Below are 18,475 nucleotides of genomic sequence, written 5' to 3'. Positions count from 1 at the left end.
CAAAATCTAGGAAATTTTTCCTAGAAAATCGTTAAGATTGACTTCCGTCGGCAGCCCCAGCTTCTTTCTAAGCCGGTAACGGCTGATCTCCACCCCCTTCAGCGAGATGTTCAATAACTGCGCGATCCCTTTGGAAGACAGATTCAAGCGCAGAAAGGCACATAATTTCAGATCGGTAGGACTCAACTGCGGATATTTCGCTTTCAGCGTCGACAAAAAGTTATTATACACCTCATCGAAATACAGCGCAAACCGGTTCCAATCCTCATCACTGTGCTCCGTATCGCTGATCAACCGGAACACTGGCTTGAATTCATTAGATAGATGGGGGAGATTCAACCGCTTGATCACAGCCGTCAACTCCTCTCTAATATTGGCCAGGATCCCACCCCGTTCGATGAGGTGCATGGTCACGGTCGCCAGCTCCTTATTCTTAAACTGCAGCTCCCCTTCCAGTTTGGCATTCTGTAAGGCGATAAGGACCTTCTCCTTCCGGTCGAGTTCCAGGCTATGAAGATAGTTTCGTCTGGCCTGCTCCTCCTCATACTTCTTTTGATGCAGGAGCAACCGCCGCCGTTGTTGCTGCCGGATGAGATGAGTGATCCATAGGGCGAATAGAATATAGGCTATGTAGGCCCAGGCCGTTTGGTACCATGAAGGATTCACGATAAAGCTAAAAGTCGCCGGCGCGGAGATGTTCCCAAGATTGTCCCGCGCCCTTACCAGGAAACGGTATTGCCCATACGGGAGATTGGTATAATCTTTTTCCGGCTTTGACGACCACCCGGACCAGTCATGGTCAAAGCCCGACAGCTGATAGCTGTACTCGATGGCATTGGGTTGGGCGAACAGGGGCGAGGCATATTCGAAATGAAAGGAATTCCAACGGCTGGGCAACCGCACCGGCGGCTGCTCATCGCTTCCGTATCCGCCGAAGACCAGGCTGTCCTTTTCCGCGATGGCTTTCACCGCGCCGAGCAACACCTTCACTTTCGCGGCGGATTCGAGATACCGGCTATAGTTGAGATGCAACAGCCCATTGTTCGACCCGATGAAGATATTCTCCTTATCATAAGGATAGATCATGGCAGCGCCTTTTACCGTCTGTCCTTTCAGTTCGGGGAAATAAACCACCGAATAAGGGACCGCTCCCGACCGTTTGCTATAATCGATGACGCCCACCCGCTGATCGCTGACAAACCAGATATTGCCATATTTGTCCGGGTTGAGGTACTCCACGCTCGTATCGCCAAACACCTTTGTAAACTCCGGGGAAGGGACAAACCGGTCTTTTGCAGCATCATAAGCATACACTCCCTTTTCCGTTGCCGCAAGGATATTGTTCTTCCATGCCAACAGGTAGTTGTTGCGCAACGAGGGCAGTCCCTGGGCTACGCCATAATGGGTGAAAGAGCCGGCCATAGGGTTACGGAATACTCCCCGGTAGGGATGCGCCGCCCAGATGGTCTGCCGCCCGTCATAGGCCATCACCGGCAACGATTCATACAGATCGTTAAACTTACCACCCTCTTCCCAATGTCCGTCGCTATCCGCGAGGCGTACCAGCCCCGTGTACGTCCCGGCCACGGCCCCGCCCGCCACGGACAGAAACCCCCATACTCCCTGCCGGGTCAATACCGGCACCGCCTTCTCCTCCATGACTGCCGAAGCGCCATCCTGGTGCGCTACCAGCAGCTGGTTTCCCATCTCTTCCAGACCCCAAACCTGGCCTTTGGTATTCTCCACCTCCTTAAATATCCCTGTCGACCGACTGATGTCACGGATAGCCGGGTTCAACGGAAGGTCATACAACCCGTTGGAGGTGCCAACATACAGCCGGTGGTTGAAGATGCGCACCGAATTGCACACCACCTGGTTGTCCGGTACTGGTTTTATCAGTCGTACGGGCGTGGCGTCGTGCACCAGCGCAATCCCGTTCTGGAGTCCCAGCCACAGGCTTCCCTCCTGGTCCCTCAGCATCCCTTGTACATTATTACCGGGTAGCCCTTCGACATTGGAGAAACGCTCGATCAGTTTGCCATTGCCGTCGATGATCAGCGCTCCACCGGTAGCCGTACCCAGGCCCCACCGGTCGTCGCCGAGCCGCCTGCCCCCATTGATCAGCGCATTTTTCAATAGCCCGTCGATGGCCGTTGATTTAGGCATCAGCGTCTGCCCGCTCAACACGAAAAGCCCGTTTTTCAGGGTGGTGACCAGCAGACTATCCTTTTTATATTCCAGGACACCGGTGATATGCAGTGGCTCTCCGCCGCACAGGGGCTTCCATTGCCCTTCGCGAAAAACAAAAAGCCCTTTGACTTTGTCGGCGGCATATAACTGTCCCTCCGTCAGGACCAACAGCTGCCAGGCCTGGGGGGCGTCAAACGTATGCATCCCGTTGCCTGCCCACTCGATGATCGTCTCATTTGTCCGGAAGAACACGGTATTTCCGTAGATAACAATATCCCAGACGTCGGCAAACTGCCTTGCCGTCACCGGTAACCTGTCTTTTAAGGAATGATAACCCAGGATGCCGTCGGCCCCCGGGAAGAAATACCCGATCTCATCCGTCCCTCCGACAAAGACCCGCCCCTCCTTGTCGATTGCCAGGGATTTGATGGCCACCCTATTGGGCAAGGGATAGGTCTTCCAGTAACTGCCGTCAAAGGTCACCAACCCATCATTGTTGGCGAAATACATTATCCCCCGCTTGTCCTGGCCGATGTCCCAGATCTCTGCCGCCGCGTGATAATCAGTGTTGGTATAACTTCGGATAGCCGGCAACCCGATGATCGGTTGGGCAAATGCCGGGGCCAAGGAAAGAAACAACACCAGGAATAGCAAGGGCTTCATAGAGCAACAAGTTATCGAAAAACACCAGATGTAGTGCTAATGTAGGGGCAAAGAAATTGCCCATCCCGTCCCTGGGTCGGATATTTGCTCTATCGGGTAACATCCTTCCTAAATCGAACTAATTTGCTGAGCCTATGAGCAAGACATATTTTAAGAATCTCTCCTTAATAGTCCTGTTAGTTCTATGTCAGGCTGGCGTGGGTGCGCAGTCGTTTCGTGTCCTGGTAGTGGCTTCCCGGGCCCGCGATCACCTGAAAATGATTGCCGCCGCCCGGCCCTTTTTTGAACAAATGGCCGCCGACGAACACTTCGAACTGGATTTCACCGACGACACCAGCCGGATCAACCCGGCCAATCTTGCCCGTTACCAGGTCTTTGTCATGTTGCACCTCGCCCCATTCGATATGTCTTACGCCCAGCAGGACGCCCTTCGCCAATTTGTCGAACAGGGCAAGGGGTGGGTCGGCATCCATGCCGCCGGCCTCACGGGCAGGCAGTTTCATCTCAACGATCGCTATTGGCAATGGTTTGAAGACCTCATGGGCAACGTCGTCTACTCCCCCCATCCAGCCTACCAGCACGCCACGCTTGTCGTCGACGACCGCGAGCACCCCGTCACCCGCCATCTGCCCGCTCGAATCGACATCCCCGACGAATGGTACGAGTGGGATAAAAGCGTCCGCGGCAACCCGGATATCCATGTCCTGGCGTCGGTGGACGAAGGCACCTACCATCAGAACAAACCGATGGGGGACCATCCCGTCATCTGGACAAACCAACGCTTTCGCAGGGCCATCTATATCAGCCCCGGTCATGACCCCGAACTCCTGCAGGACCCCGCCTATGCCGGCCTGCTCCGCGACGCCATCCGTTGGGCTGCTTCTTCGGGACCCGCCACCGCCTCCCTGCCTATGAGCGACCGCCGCGTCAGCTATCAGCAGCAATATATCCCCGGCACTCCCGGCGCCCCGCAGCGCGAACTTTTTCACCGGCTCAAACAAGCGCTCACCGGCCCTCGCTTCACCATCACGACAGCCGATACAAGCACGGGTACCCTCATCGGTAAGGGCCATCTTGATATTCCCACAAACGACTCGGGTCATCATTACCAGGTAACTTTCGACTGGACCATCGCCGTCACCGATGGCCGTTATACCTTCCGCACCGATCACTACTATGAAAAACCGGTTGGCATCGGCCCCACCTCCGAATATACCAAGATCGAATACTGCTGGTGGGACTTCCGCCAGGGCCATCCCTGGCATCGCGAAGACCAACGGCTCTTCACGGGGCTTGACGCAGCGATGGTTATGGTGATGGATAGCCTTTATAAGGAAGTGAACCACCCCCGCTTCCGCGCCCTGGTGCTCTATGAGAATGGCGGCTGGCATGTAAAGTATTCCTGGCGTGCCCGCAACTGGCTCGCCCAACAGGCGGTGGACAGTAATTTTGCCATCGACTACCTGACCCACACCGATAGTATCAGCGACGAATTATTGAGTCGCTACCGGCTCATCATTCAGTTGGATTATGTTCCCTATGGCTGGAAACCTGCTGCACAGGAAGCTTTTAAACGGTATATCGAAGAGGGTCGAGGCGGCTGGGTCGGCTTTCACCATGCCACCTTGCTGGGGGAGTTCGACCACTTTCCCATGTGGCCCTGGTTCCATGACTTCATGGGCGGCATCCGCTGGAAGGATTATATCGCCCGCTTTGCAAAAGCCACCGTCCGGGTCGAAGATCACGATCATCCGGTATTCCAGGGCATCCCTGACAGCTTCGTGGTGCAAAAGGAAGAATGGTACACTTACGATAAGAGTCCGCGGCCCAATGTCCATGTACTGGCCAGCGTCGATGAGAACACCTATTATCCCGACACTACGGTGAAGATGGGCGACCATCCCGTCATCTGGACAAACGAAAAGGTAGGGGCCCGCAACGTCTACATCTTCATGGGACATGACCCCATCCTCTTCGACGACTCAGCATACCGGCGCATTTTTGCCAACGCCATCTCCTGGGCCGCTTCCACCCCCTCTCTCCCGGCCTCCGCCATTACGCCTGCACCTGCTCATCCCCGTTATCACGCCCTTGCCTTCTACTCCAATACGGTAGAACAGGACCATGTCGACTTCGCCCGCGATATCATCCGGTTCTACTCGGATCTTGCAGCGCGGCACAACTTTGCCTTCGACACCACCTCCAACTGGGCCAATTGCAGTGATGGCTTAAAAAAATACCAGGTTGTCCTCTGGTTGAACGACTTCCCGCATACCGAACGGCAACGTACTGCCTTTCAGGCCTATATGGAACAAGGCGGCACCTGGCTGGGGTTTCATGTATCAGGCTACAACGACCGCACCACACACTGGCCCTGGTTCGTTCAATTTTTGGGCGGCGCCGTTTTCTATAACAATAGCTGGCCTCCTTTGCCCGCAAGGCTCATCGTCGACGACAACAAACATCCCGCTACCCGCCGCCTGCCCGCACATTATACCGCTCCCCTCAATGAATGGTATGGCTGGCAGCCCAACCCGCGGAGCAACAAGGATATAAAGGTGCTCATCACACTCGATCCCGCCAATTATCCCCTGGGGAAGAAGGATACCATCCATGATGGCGACATCCCCGTCGTGTGGACTAATACTCATTATAAAATGCTTTATATGAATATGGGGCACGGCGATGCGATATGTACATCCCCTATCCAGAACCGTTTGTTCGAAGACGCCCTCGAATGGCTCGGCACTATACACCGATAATACCTGCAGGTTTACCTCAGGCACTGGCATAAATCAGGCAAATTGTTTATCTTGGCGCGCGCGCATTCAAGCAGCTGCCTTATGCCTACCAACGAAACCATTATACTTTTCAGCAAGAGGAAGCTGACAAAACTGCTCTTCTTCTCGGTCGGTTATGGACTGCTGGGCCTCCGGCAAATAGTAAAGAAACGACCCGGTCTCGTCATTGACAAGACCGGCTTCACCGATTATTCCAGCGGCCTGGCAGCGGGACATGTCTCCTGGTCTGACGTGAGGGGTATCAAAATTGTCAGCCTGCCCGGTCACAAACAGCGATATATCGCCATCATCCTCAAAAATCCTCACGCCTATCTCGAACGTCAGTCCAGTGCGCTGAAGCGAAAAGCCATGACCCTCAACCTGCGCAAATATGGTTCTCCCGTGCAACTCAGCGACACCTCACTCCGATGCACATTTGACGAACTGCACTACCACCTCCAAAAACACTTCGATCGCAGCCGCCCTTATGTGCTGAATTAAGATGGTTATCCTTTCTTAATATCGAAAGGTACGATCAGCTTAAAGCTGATATTCCTTCCCATGTTGAAAACCCCGGTGCGGCCGGTAACGTTGTTTACATCGGTGTATTTGAGCCTGCTCATGTTGCTTTGATACCCTTTATCGGTGAGGTTATTTCCGGCAATGATAAGTGTACCGATAGTTTTCCCTTTCCACCGGACATCCGTCCCCAGACTCGCATTGAGCAGGGTATAACCGGGCGTGACGGTTTCGTTCCCAAACTGGTAGAATATCTTATCCTGCTCGAAATAGTCCTCTATCCATATGCTGAAGTGCGCCTGTTGAAAAGCGGCATTCACCTTATCAGCTGTGAAGGTCAATTTGGAAATGATCTTTGTAGGCGGCGTATAAGGCAAATACTTTGAAGAGTCGGGCCGGTTGAGCTGGATAGCGCTCACCGTCGAAATGGAATTTTCAAATTTCAGCCATTGAATAGTACCGGGATGCCAATTGACCGACACCTCGCCACCGGATAATACGGCGTCGCCTGCCACGTATTTGAAGGTTGGGCCACTCAACCCGGCCGCAATATCAGCGCGTATCGAATCTCCGCCGTGCACGCTGGCCAGCTTTTCGGGGAAGATATAATTATTGATCTTATTGACGAAGGGGGTGATCTCCACACTGACGTCATTGGTAGTCACGCCAAGGGTGGCATCCACTTCCAGGCTACTTTCCGCTTTTAAGTTATGATCGCCGATCTCATAAAATGGAGTTCCGTCGTGTATCCCGTTCTGGCCGCTCTCCGCTGCGGTAGGCGCCCGGAATCCCCTGGCAAGATTAAGCTTAACATAGAAAGCCTTTGTAAGATCGTAAGCCAGGCCGATGCTTCCCGAAAAACCGGAAAAATCGGAATGATAGTCCGCGAATTTTTCGACGGAAGACGAACCGAGCTGGGCGACCCGGTTACCGGAGGAGTCTACATAGAGGGCCTTTCCATGCAACGTTCTCGAGTCTGCTCTGACGCCCCCTGATAGGGTGAGCTTGCCAAATGATCTCTTAGCTATTCCATACCCACCTATATCGAATAAGTCGTATTCCGGCAGGACGAAGACGATTCCCCGGTCTTCCGAGGATTGTTGCATCCCATTTACCCCAAAGGAGATATCCCATTTGTTCTTCTGCGGCAGCAAATATTGCAGATCGTAATTCAACGTCCGCAGGAAAAAATAGTTATTGTAAATATCTCCCTTGGTAATGTCATTGGCCTCCTGGTGATGATTGACCTGCACACCCACTATCGCATTCAGGCGGCCTTTCCCAAGGGTAAAGCTGTTGTCCAGCACGGCCTTATAATGCCGGATATGCTGGTGAATGATAGGGTAATTATAATAATCGGTAGATTGGTTCAACGGCGCGATCCCCATGCTATCCGAACCATCGTGCGCCAGGTAATGTTTTTTAAAGATGCCGGTAGCGCTGTCCCTGGCCCCTTCAATTACTCCCAGCTTCAGATCGAACGAGCTTAAGATGAGATGAGAGTACCCCCATTTCCGGTTGATACCAAAAATTCCTTTCACATTATCTTCACTGTAGCCGGAATTCCAGACATAGCCATCGTACTTATTCTGGTAATCGTGCGCCTGGAGATGCGTATAGGCAACATCCCAGGAAAAGCCGTGGTTATTTCCGGCAAGATCGAGGAAACCATTGAGGAGCCCATTGTTGGTTTGATACTCTGTCAAAACCTTGCCTTTTACCGTTCCATTGGCAACCGTTGGCGGCGAGAGAAAATTGATCACTCCGGCCAGGGCATCGGACCCATAACGCAGGCTCGCAGGCCCTTTCAACACTTCCACCTCGTTTACCGTGTTTTCATCTACCTCGACCCCGAATTCGTCAAACCATTGCTGTTCTTCCTGCCTGACCCCGTCATTCATGGTAACGACCCGGTTATACCCCAAACCGCGGACAAAAGGTTTGGAGATGGAAGGCCCCTCCGTCATCTCGGAAACCCCGGGTATGCTGCTGATGGCGTCTATGAGATTGCTATAGGCGTTGCGGTTCAATTCTGTCCTGGATAGCACGCTCACTACAGCCGGGTTTTTTCTTTTCTCCGTGGCCCGTGGAACGCCGGTGACGATCACTTCTTCCAGACTTGAATCTTTTATTGTCCCGCTGATCTGATCTTGTGCGTACAAATTCGCTGATACCAATAATAATAGTATCAAAGAGAAATACTTTTCTCTTCTCATATAAAGAAATTAATGGATAAAAGGGTACTTACATAAATAATGCGTGAGCGATCAGAGAGACTGTTTTGGCGGAGGGGTAAAATGGGTGAGATACCCTAAGCAACAATGACCAATGAGGGATGGAAATCCGGTCGCTGAAGAAGAGGGATGATCCCCGATCGTAGCACCGGTGATGATCTGGAAAAAGTCGATTCCTGAAGGTTTATGAATGCGGGATCTCCAATTGGGTGCGCCTGTAATAGGGCTGTCATGCTGAAAATGGTCGGTAAGACTATTGCTAACCTCTTCTTCCCGGGTATCCTCGATACCATAATAGTACACGGAATCCCTGGTAACAACTTTCCGGGCGACATCGTATAGTTTTCCGTTGCTTGAGAGCTCATCATCGTCACCAGGGACCGCCTGTTTGGAGATCGCCTTTATCAGGATCAGATCCTGGCTGGCTTCTCTGCGGATCAATTTTGCCTCTATTTTGGATTCCAGCAGCATGATGTCCTGCCCCAGATAATAGAGTATGCCATGGGAAAATAAGAGAAACAGCAGTATGGTGGCAGTCAGCTTCATCAAAGCGTTGCCAATTTAGTAAAAGACCGCCATAAATCATATACCCGGGTTTTCACCTACCAAGCCACTCCTTAAAACCATTTACCCGTTCGCGGCTGACGATCGTATCCGCAGGTGTCGCGGGCGCCAGTTCAAGCTTTAGCCGCCCACCCAAAAAGGTATGCACTTTCTTTATGGACTCGATATTCACCAGCAATTGCCGGTTCACCCGGTAAAATTGTCGCGGCGACAATACCCCTTCCAGCTCCTGCAGTGTATTATCCAGCAAAAAACTGTTGCCGTTGAAATCGGTGGCATAACACAGCTTCCCGTCTGCATGGCAATGTGCCGTGGCCGTCGTCTTCAGGTAATGCAATTGCTGTCCCCGCCTGATCAACAGCCGCTCCTTGTATTTCGCGGGGCTCATCTCCTGCATCAGCCGCCCGATCTTCTCTGCCAGCTCCGCCCCGCGATGCACTTGCCGGAATTTGGTTACTGCCTGTCTCAGTTCTGCCCCATCTATCGGCTTCAAAAGATAATCCACGCTATTCACCTTAAACGCCTTCAGTACATAATGATCAAAGGCCGTCGTAAAGATCACCGGAGTCAGCAGCTTCACCTGCTCGAAAATGGAAAAGCTGAGCCCATCAGCCAGTTGTATATCCATAAAGATCAGCTCGACCGCATCCGCCGGCGCCTGCCGCAACCAGGCAACCGACGACTCCACGCTGTCCAGCGTCGTAACCACCTCGATGCCTTCGTCGAGATCCTGCAGCATCCTGTTGAGCCGGTTGGCCGCCGGTATCTCATCTTCTATGATAATGACTTTCATATTCGAATGGGGTTTGGACTCCGTCTAATCTAGCCAAATAACGGTATCCGCACTATGAAATTTGCTGGTCCTTCCTCCACTTCCACCTGCCGCCCGCCCAGGAGCCGGTACCGGTTTCGGATGTTATCCAGCCCGATACCAGTAGATTCGATCTGTTGATTCTTTCGCTGGAGGTTATTGCTAACGATCAGCCGCCCGGCCTCGGCACAAATATCGATATGGAGAGGCCGGGCGGCCGACACGATATTATGCTTAATGGCATTTTCCATCAGTATCTGCAGTGACAGCGGCACTATCTTCTGCCCAAACTCTTCCTCGGCCACCCGGATACGTATATCCAGGTTATCCCCATGCCGCGTCTTCAACAAATAAGCATACGCCTCCAACACCTCCAGTTCTTCCTTCAGCGTGATGCTCGGCTCGTCCTTCACTTCCAGGATATGCCGGTATACTTTCGACAGCTGCTGAACAAAATCCACCGCCTGTCGCGGATTCTCCGGGATCACCGCGGCCAGCGTATTAAGGGTATTGAACAAAAAATGGGGGTTCACCTGTATCTTCAAGGCATTCAGCTGCGCCTGCAGACTCTCCCGTTTCAGCAGCTCTTTCTCTTCTACCGATTTCCTCAGCTCGTACATAAAATACACACTTTCATACATCGTCATCACCAGCAGGGTACAGAGAATGGTCGCCGAAACGCTGTTGATGGTGACATCATCATTTAATAGCGGAGTGGGTCGCATTTTGAGCAGCCGTTCGCAAACGTCTTTAAACAAAACGTCGGTAATACCATCGATCACCAGCGCAAACGCGATGACGGCGCCGAATTGCACCAACAATCGTTTCTTCACCGTTTGGAAAGAAGGATAACGTTTGCGCGCCCAGATGCAGATGGCCCTGCTCCCCAACCACGTGATGGCGGTTTCGACCAATGAAGTCCAGTAGGCGTCCCAGGGATAATAGGGTGGCCGCCCGATGCGCCAGCCAAAAAAGATGATCGGGATAAAAAAAGAAAGCACCAGGATGCCGATGACCATCACCGGCCGGTCGTCGAACCCTATCTTATTATTTTGCCAACGCATACAATAAAATTACAACAGATAGCCAGCATTCGGAAGACAATTCCCTGCCACTCATACCGCCTTTTTAACAGTTCACTCCTTTTCAATTGCCTGCTGCAGACTACGCATGTATGTTTGCATCGAAACTGGCAACCATGAAAAAGCTCACCAGCCTTTTGCTGCTCATCCTCGCCTCAGTGGTCATCCATGCGCAAAACACCCAGACCATCCGCGGCGTCATCACCGATAAAACCTCGGAAATGCCCCTCCCCGGCGTCTCCGTCACCATCGTCGGAACGAACCTGGGGGCAGTCACCGACTCGGCCGGCCGCTATGTTCTCACCGGCGTACCCCTGGGCCGCCATCAACTCTCCTACGGCAGTGCGGGCTATCATGGCGCCTCCATCCCTGAAGTGCTGGTCACCGCAGGCAAGGAGGTCGTTCTCGACGTAGCTCTCGAGCAACGGCTGGTCACCCTGCAGACCTATACCATCACCGCGACGGCTACCAAAAAAGGAGCTGCTACGAACGAATTCTCCGCCGGCAGCGCCCGGTCCTTCAACCTCGAAGATGTCACCCGCTACGCCGGTGGCCGCAACGACCCTTCCAAACTGGTGAGTAACTACGCCGGGGTGGTCGCCAACAGCGATGCCCGCAACGATATCGTCGTCCGTGGTAACTCTCCCACCGGCGTTCTCTGGCGTATCGAAGGCAGTCCCTCCCCAAGCCCAAACCACTTTGCTACGCTGGGGACCACGGGTGGACCGGTTAGCGCGCTAAACACAAACATGTTGAAAACCTCCGACTTCCTCACCGGCGCTTTCCCCGCGGAATACGGCAACGCTACTGCCGCCGTCTTCGACATCAACCTCCGCAGCGGCAACAGCAGCCGGCATGAAACGACACTCCAGGTCAACGCTTTCAGCGGCGTGGAGGCAACCGTCGAGGGACCGCTCAATAACAAGAACAACGGCGCCGCCTATCTCGCAAGCTATCGATACGCCGTGGCCGCCCTGGCCAATACGGTCGGTGTCAACATCGGCACAAAGGCCATCCCCTATTACCAGGACTGGGCCTTCAACCTCACCACCGGCAAAAGCCGCCTGGGCCGCTTCTCCTTCTTTGGCATGGGTGGCCTGAGTCATATATCTTTTGTTGGCAGCAAGACCGATTCGACGGACTTCTATGGCCAGGCGGACGAAGACAGCTATGATAAAAGCAATTTTTCTTATTTCGGGGCCAAGAACACCCTCGACATCGACAGCCGCACCTACCTGCGCACCGTCGTCACCTATGCCCACACCGTAGACCATTACGATCAGTGGCGTTACCCCGACCCCGTCCCGCCCTATCACGATCGCTGGATGAATTACACCAATGACAACCGGACCTCCACCGTCCGTTTTTCTTCCTATCTCAACCAGAAGGTAAACAGCCGCTTCTCCTACCGCATCGGCGCAGCCGGTGAAGCCCTGGGCCTGAAGATTCATGTTCTCGACAAGATCGCCCGCCCCGCTGCCGCACCCTTCGATACCGTCAGCAACTACGATGGGACACCCTTCCTGCTGCAGTATTTCGGGCAGTTTAAGTATCGCCTCAGTGAGCAGTTCAGCATCATCGGCGGATTGCATGGCATGCATTTCGATGCGAATGGCAGCGATGCGGTCGAACCGCGGCTCTCGGCGACGTATCAACTTCCGGCCGGTCAGTCCCTCTCTCTTAGCTATGGGCTGCACAGCGAGCTACAGCCCCTGCCGGTGTATTTTCAGTCCTATGACGAGACCGATCAGATTCGCGATTCATCCAACCGGAAACTGGGATTGACCCGGGCCCAGCACTACGTGCTGACCTATGAATGGCGCTTCATGCCCGGCTGGCGGCTAAAGGCGGAGGCTTATTATCAATATCTTTTTGATGTACCAGTGGAAAGAAATCCCAGCGGGTTCTCGATGCTGAATGCCGGCGCCGACTTCGGATTCCCCGATAAGGTGGGTCTGGTCAATAAAGGCACCGGGACAAATAAAGGGGTAGAGCTGACGGTCGAGCGTTTCCTCGATCATGGCTATTATCTCCTGCTGACGACCAGTCTATTCGACTCGAAATATAAAGGCAGTGATGGCATTGAGCGCAACACGGCATTCAACTATAAATATGTCTTCAATGCGCTGGCTGGCAAAGAATGGAAGCTCGGTAATAGTGGCGCCAATGCCTTCACTGTCGATATCCGCCTGTCTGCCATCGGTGGGCGTTATGCGACACCTGTCAACACGCCGGCTTCTCTCGCTGCCGGTTACGAAATTGACGATACGCTGCACTACAACTCTCAACGGCTGAGCGATTATTTTCGTCTCGACACCAAGTTTGGCTATCGCACCAGCAGCAAAAAACGGCGCCTCAGCTCGACGTTCTATCTCGATCTCCAGAACGTCACCAACCGCCGCAACATCTTCCTGGTCCAATATAACCAGGCCAAAGGCATCGCTGCCCCCATCTACCAGATCAGGTTTTTCCCGGATATCCTGTATCGTATCCAGTTTTGATCCCGGTTGCATGCAGACAACCAGTAATGCCGATGGTTAGACGTGGGCGTACTCCTGTTCGGTTGCCATGCGCTCACTGTACGACCTTTCCATCAGTTCGCCCGCCAGCTGCCGGTAGTCTTTGGCGCCGTTTGCACTACGGTCGTAGCTGAAGATATCCTTCCCTGCTTCCTGCGCTTTGGCCAACTGGATATTCGTCCGGATCACCGTATGGAATACCTTGCCGTCAAACTTCTCTTCCAGCTGTTTCTTCACGCCGACATTCATCGACTTGCGTTCGTCGTACTTGGTCATCACCATGCCCAACAGCTCGAGCCGGGGATTGAGTTTCTTGCGAATGATCTCGAATTGCCGCATAAACCCGTACACTCCCTTCAGCGGCAGGAACTCACCCGGCAGCGGAAGCATGACGTAATCACTGGCCACCAAGGCATTCACCGTAAGTAAGCTGATAGCATGCGGACAGTCGATAAAAATGTAATCATACTCGTCCACCAGGGGCTTCAACAGATCGCTGATCAGGTATTCCCTGCCCATGAGGCCCGCCATCTCCAGCTCTACGATGGCCAGATCGATCGACGCCGGTATTACATCGATCCCTGCTGCAGTATGGACGATCGCCTTTGACAGGTCACCTCCTTCCTGCAGGATATCCTTCTTTAATTCAGAGTACAGATTAAATTGCGGCTCGTCCTCGATGCCGAGCGACTGAGAAAGATTTGCCTGCGGATCGGCGTCGATCAATAACACCTTTTTTCCTTCCTGGGACAAGGCAGCCCCTAAATTCAGCGCTGTTGTGGTCTTTCCAGACCCGCCTTTTTGAATCGCAATCGAGATAACTGACATGTTCTACAATTTTTAAGGTTAAGTCCTTAAATATATTCATAGATTGCGCATGCCCCGAAATTTAGTTCCCCACCGTTGTGGATAGTCGAAAGGATATCCCCACTTACCCCAACCTACTTCCTCCGCTCCTGCATGAATTGCGTCGGCGTCTTCCCAAACTCCTTCTTGAAAGCCTTTGTAAAATACGACTGTGTCTGAATGCCGATGCGCATCATCACCTCCGTGAGCGTCACATCCTCATGCGTCATGATCTGCACCGCCTTCTTCAATCTGATCGTGCGGATGAAATCGCCTATCGACTGCTGGCTGATCCCTTTTATCTTCTGGTAGAGCCTCGTTCGGCTCATCCCCATCTCCTGGCAGAGCCAGTCGATATCGAAATCCGGGTTGGATAATTGCGAATCGATGATGTCCAGCAACCGTTTCATAAACTCCCTGTCCTTCTCGGAATGAACCAGCTCCATCGCCTCCACCTGCGAATCCCGCGAATAACGATCTTTCAGCTTCCGGTCCAGATCAAACCGGTTGCGTATCGTCAGCAAAAGCAGCTCCATATTCAGCGGCTTGCCAAAATAATAATCCGCCCCGGCATCGAGCCCCTCCAGCTGCGCCGCCGCTGCGGTCCTCGCCGTCAGCATCAGGAAAGGAATATGACAGGTGTCGATGTCCTGCTTCACGGCCCGGCAAAATTCAAACCCATTCATCCCCGGCATGATCACATCGCTGATGATCATCCCCGGCGCTATCTCCCGCGCCTTGGCCAGCCCTTCCTGTCCATCTGCAGCCTCCATCACCTGGTAATAAGGACTCAGGCAGTCTTTAAGGAAATGCCGCAGCTCGTCATTATCCTCCACCAGCAATAGGGTCTCCACGGGCGGAAATCCGCTTTTCGGCTCCAATGCAGGCATGTGCTCTGCCGCGACCTTGTTTGGAAAGCTCTCCAGGCGTACTCCGCCTTCCACATGCATAGCCCGCTTTTCTTCAGCACCATAATCGTTCTCGTCTACCGGGATGCCGATGATGATCTCCGTCCCCTTCAGCCGCTCGCTGTACACATAAATATCACCCTTATGCAAAAGCGCAAGACTCTTGACGAAGGCAAGCCCGACCCCTGACCCGAGATGGGATTCCGTAATGCGGTAATACCGCTCGAATAAGTGGTGAATACTACCCGCCGAGATGCCAATGCCGGAATCCGCCACCCGGATATAGGCGTACCGTTTGCCCCGATAGGGATTCTTCAACACCAGCTCACCGGTATAAGAAGGGACAAATCCATCCAGCGAGGGCAGCACCTGTAACGTGATCCGCCCCCCGGCTTTGGTATATTTGAAGGAGTTTTGCAGTAAGTTGAGCACCATCTTCTCCAACACCTGCCGGTCGAACCAGATCTCACCTTTCATATCGCCGTCCAGCGAAAAATCGATCTCCTTCTGCACCGCCCAGTCCCTGAACTCCTCCGCCAATTCCTCCATAAAACCGTTGAGATTCCCTGCCTGCACACAAAGCCGCAAAGAACCGCTCTCCAGCTTCCCAAAATCCATCAATTCATGGATAAGACTAAGCAGGCGCTGCGCATTCCGGTGCATATTCTGGAAATACCGGTTGAGCACGGGTGAGTTGTATTCCTTCATCATCTTCTCCAGCGGCCCCAGGATAAGCGACAACGGCGTACGAAACTCATGCGAGACATTTGTAAAGAATTGCAATTGCACCTGGCGCATCTCCTCCCGCTTCTTCTCTTCCAGCTCCCGCATCTTCAGCCGGGTCCTGAACTTATACAACATATACAACCCCGCCATCCCCAGCACCACCAGCAGAGAGATGAACCAGCTGGTCCGCCAGAAGGGTGGGGTAATGATGACCCTGATCGCTGCTCCTTCCTCATTCCACACCCCATCGTTATTGGATGCCTTCACCCGGAAAACATAATCCCCCGGACTAAGATTGGTATATACCGCCTTGTTCTCCTTGCCGACATAATTCCAGGCGGTATCCAGCCCCTCCATTTTATAAGCATATTGGTTGTTCTCCGGCGTGGTATAGTTCAGCGCCGAGAACGTAAAAGAAAAGGTGGACTGCCGGTAGGAAAGCCGCATTTCCTTCGTCTCGCTGATATCCTGCGACAACGGCGACCCTTCACCGACGCCGATCTTCCGGTTAGACAGCTGGAAACCGGTGATATACACCGGCGGCACAAAAGCGTTGGGCATGATAGCGCCGGGATAGAAGCTGTTGAAACCGTTGATGCCGCCAAAATACAGTTCGCCATCCTTTGTCTTTAAAAAGGCATTGGCTTCGAATTCGAGGTCCTGCAATCCATCCCCGGTGTTATATTTCTTGACCGCCTGTGTCTCGGGGTTGAACTGGGTAAGGCCGTTGGAAGTGGCGATCCACAAGTTGCCTTGTCCATCCTCCGCGATGCCCTTGATAAACTCGCTTCCGAGTCCGGCCCGGTTCGTATAGAGGCGAAAGCTATCCCGGGCCGCGTCGAGCAGGTACAGTCCCTTCTGCCCCACCCAAAGCCGGCCCCGGCTATCACAGAACAATACCCGCAGATCGGGCATCTTCTCTTCCTTGTCAAAATAGTGCGTAAAATGCCGGGTATTCTCGTGCCAGCAGTTGAGTCCGCCATCATCGGTGCCGATCCATATCCGGCCTTCCTTATCTTCCAGCAGAGAAACGATATCCTTCCCCGTCAGACTCGTCTTGCCGGTAGGATCATCGATGAGCCGGGTAAACTGCTGTTTCTTCCGGTCGAAGATGTTCAGCCCGCCATAATAAGTGGCTACCCAAAGATTCCCCGAAAAATCCTCGAAGGTCTTCTGTACAAAATTGGAAGTTATCGAATGTGGATCATTCGGGTTATTCAGATACCGCGTGAAATCCCCCTGCAGACGATTGAAATGATTCAGTCCGCCACCCCAGGTGGATACCCATAGTTCTCCTTCCCGGTCGTGGAAAACATCGAGGACGGCATTGGAGCCGAGGCTATGGTCGTTGAAAGGATCGTTGCGGTAATGCCGGAAGGTGCGCTCCTGTCGTGAAAAGAGATCGAGCCCGCCCCCATCGGTGCCGACCCAGATGTCTCCGTTTCCGCTGCGATCTTCGCAAAAGGTCTTCACATCATTATAGGAAAGACTGTTGGGCGAGGGCTCCTGCCGGAATAGATTGAATTTTTCGAGTCCGGGAGAATAGACATTGATCCCGCCGCGATGGGTCCCGACCCAAAGATTTCCCTGCCGGTCTTCGAAAAGCGCAGAGATGGTTCGCTGAGACAAGCTCGTGCCATTCCCGGGTTCGTAGGTATAGTGATAAAAGCTGCCTGCGGCCGCATGAAAAAGATTGAGTCCCCCATTGATGCTACCCGCCCAAACCTGGCCCTTGTGGTCGGTGAGCATACACTTGATCATATTGTTGCCAAGACTGGAAGGGTCTTTGTCGGAATGACCATACCGGGTAAACGACTTGCGCAAGGGGTCGAACAGGTATAGCCCGTCATCCTCCGTACCCAGCCAGATATTCCCCTGGCGGTCTTCCCGGATAGCGATGATAGTATTGCCGCTGGCATTGGTGATGGCCGGATTATCTATTGCACTGAACAACCCTGTCCCGGGATGAAAAAGATCGAGCCCCGACTGGGTGCCAACCCAAATAGTTCCGGTCTTGTCTTCCAACAGACAGTTGATCCGGTCGTCCCGCAACGACCCCGGGCCGTCGCCCATCCGGAAATGTCTGAACCGGCCCGTCTTTCTATCCAATTCATTCATACCCCCGGAGGTCGCCACCCACATGCGACCATTATGGTCCTCCAGGATGGAAGTGATATTGCTGCTGCTCAGGCTGCCGTTGTCGGAATCCCGGTGTTTCCAGCGGGTGAACCGGTCTTTCGCCCGGTCAAACCGGTTGAGTCCGGTTACTGTTCCGATCCACAACTGGTGATCCCGGTCTTCATAGATGCAGTGGATATATCCGTCGCTGATGCTGCTACTGTCCGCCGGGTCGTTGCGGTATACCACCATCTCATGGCCGTCATAGCGGTTCAACCCATCCCGGGTGCCGATCCAGATAAATCCCTGACTGTCCTGGTAGATGGCTTCGATGGTGCTGTTGGATAGACCCTGCTCCCCCGACAGGTGGGTGAACCGTAGTTTCGGCCCCTGGGCCCGGGCGGTACCCAAGCCCACCAACACTCCTATTATTACTATAACCTTTCGCATGGCCGGCAATAAATTATATTCAAATTTAAAGTCAACCGAGCAATTTTTTATTGGAAATCAATTGG

At 53.3% G+C, this 18,475-nt stretch carries 10 protein-coding genes; 3 read left to right on the top strand and 7 right to left on the bottom strand.

What is annotated here, in order from left to right; all coding sequences use genetic code 11:
* Positions 1-6: 6 nt before the first annotated feature.
* Positions 7-2,853, bottom strand: a complete 2,847-nt coding sequence (locus tag IEY39_RS14805) for a ligand-binding sensor domain-containing protein (RefSeq protein WP_188932875.1) — start codon at positions 2,851-2,853, stop codon at positions 7-9.
* Positions 2,854-2,987: 134 nt separating this feature from the next.
* Here IEY39_RS14805 and IEY39_RS14800 point away from each other — a divergent pair, with 134 nt between their 5' ends.
* Both IEY39_RS14800 and IEY39_RS14795 read left to right on the top strand, forming a co-directional pair.
* Positions 2,988-5,615, top strand: coding sequence for a ThuA domain-containing protein (locus IEY39_RS14800; RefSeq protein WP_188932873.1), 2,628 nt, complete (start codon positions 2,988-2,990; stop codon positions 5,613-5,615).
* 81 nt (positions 5,616-5,696) lie between these two features.
* The gene (locus IEY39_RS14795) at positions 5,697-6,134 is read left to right on the top strand and encodes an STM3941 family protein (RefSeq protein WP_188932871.1); all 438 of its coding nucleotides are present in this window, start codon (positions 5,697-5,699) and stop codon (positions 6,132-6,134) included.
* A gap of 5 nt (positions 6,135-6,139) precedes the next feature.
* Here the strand turns inward: IEY39_RS14795 and IEY39_RS14790 are convergent, their stop codons facing one another.
* From IEY39_RS14790 to IEY39_RS14775, 4 genes are read right to left on the bottom strand one after another with little or no spacing between them, the layout of a single operon-like run.
* Positions 6,140-8,368 carry a TonB-dependent receptor plug domain-containing protein gene (locus IEY39_RS14790; RefSeq protein WP_188932869.1) on the bottom strand — a complete coding sequence of 743 codons (2,229 nt, stop codon included), beginning with the start codon at positions 8,366-8,368 and terminating at the stop codon, positions 6,140-6,142.
* A 51-nt stretch (positions 8,369-8,419) separates the two neighbouring features.
* Entirely contained in the window at positions 8,420-8,935 is a 516-nt protein-coding gene (locus IEY39_RS14785; RefSeq protein WP_188932867.1) for a hypothetical protein, read from the bottom strand.
* A gap of 49 nt (positions 8,936-8,984) precedes the next feature.
* On the bottom strand, positions 8,985-9,743 hold the full coding sequence (locus IEY39_RS14780; RefSeq protein ID WP_188932865.1) for a LytR/AlgR family response regulator transcription factor: 759 nt from the start codon (positions 9,741-9,743) through the stop codon (positions 8,985-8,987).
* 29 nt (positions 9,744-9,772) lie between these two features.
* On the bottom strand, positions 9,773-10,825 hold the full coding sequence (locus tag IEY39_RS14775; RefSeq protein WP_188932863.1) for a sensor histidine kinase: 1,053 nt from the start codon (positions 10,823-10,825) through the stop codon (positions 9,773-9,775).
* 134 nt (positions 10,826-10,959) lie between these two features.
* On the opposite strand from IEY39_RS14775, the gene IEY39_RS14770 reads away from it, so the two are divergent.
* Positions 10,960-13,344, top strand: a complete 2,385-nt coding sequence (locus tag IEY39_RS14770; protein ID WP_188932861.1) for a TonB-dependent receptor — start codon at positions 10,960-10,962, stop codon at positions 13,342-13,344.
* A gap of 36 nt (positions 13,345-13,380) precedes the next feature.
* On the opposite strand, the gene IEY39_RS14765 is transcribed toward IEY39_RS14770, so the two are convergent.
* Together IEY39_RS14765 and IEY39_RS14760 are read right to left on the bottom strand one after the other, a co-directional pair.
* Positions 13,381-14,190 carry a ParA family protein gene (locus tag IEY39_RS14765; protein WP_188932859.1) on the bottom strand — a complete coding sequence of 270 codons (810 nt, stop codon included), beginning with the start codon at positions 14,188-14,190 and terminating at the stop codon, positions 13,381-13,383.
* Positions 14,191-14,303: 113 nt separating this feature from the next.
* On the bottom strand, positions 14,304-18,410 hold the full coding sequence (locus IEY39_RS14760) for a hybrid sensor histidine kinase/response regulator transcription factor (protein ID WP_188932857.1): 4,107 nt from the start codon (positions 18,408-18,410) through the stop codon (positions 14,304-14,306).
* Between the last annotated feature and the right edge of the window lie 65 nt (positions 18,411-18,475).

This window comes from Puia dinghuensis, assembly GCF_014642875.1.
Taxonomy (GTDB): Bacteria; Bacteroidota; Bacteroidia; order Chitinophagales; family Chitinophagaceae; genus Puia; species Puia dinghuensis.
This window is presented reverse-complemented; position numbering and strand designations above follow the sequence as displayed.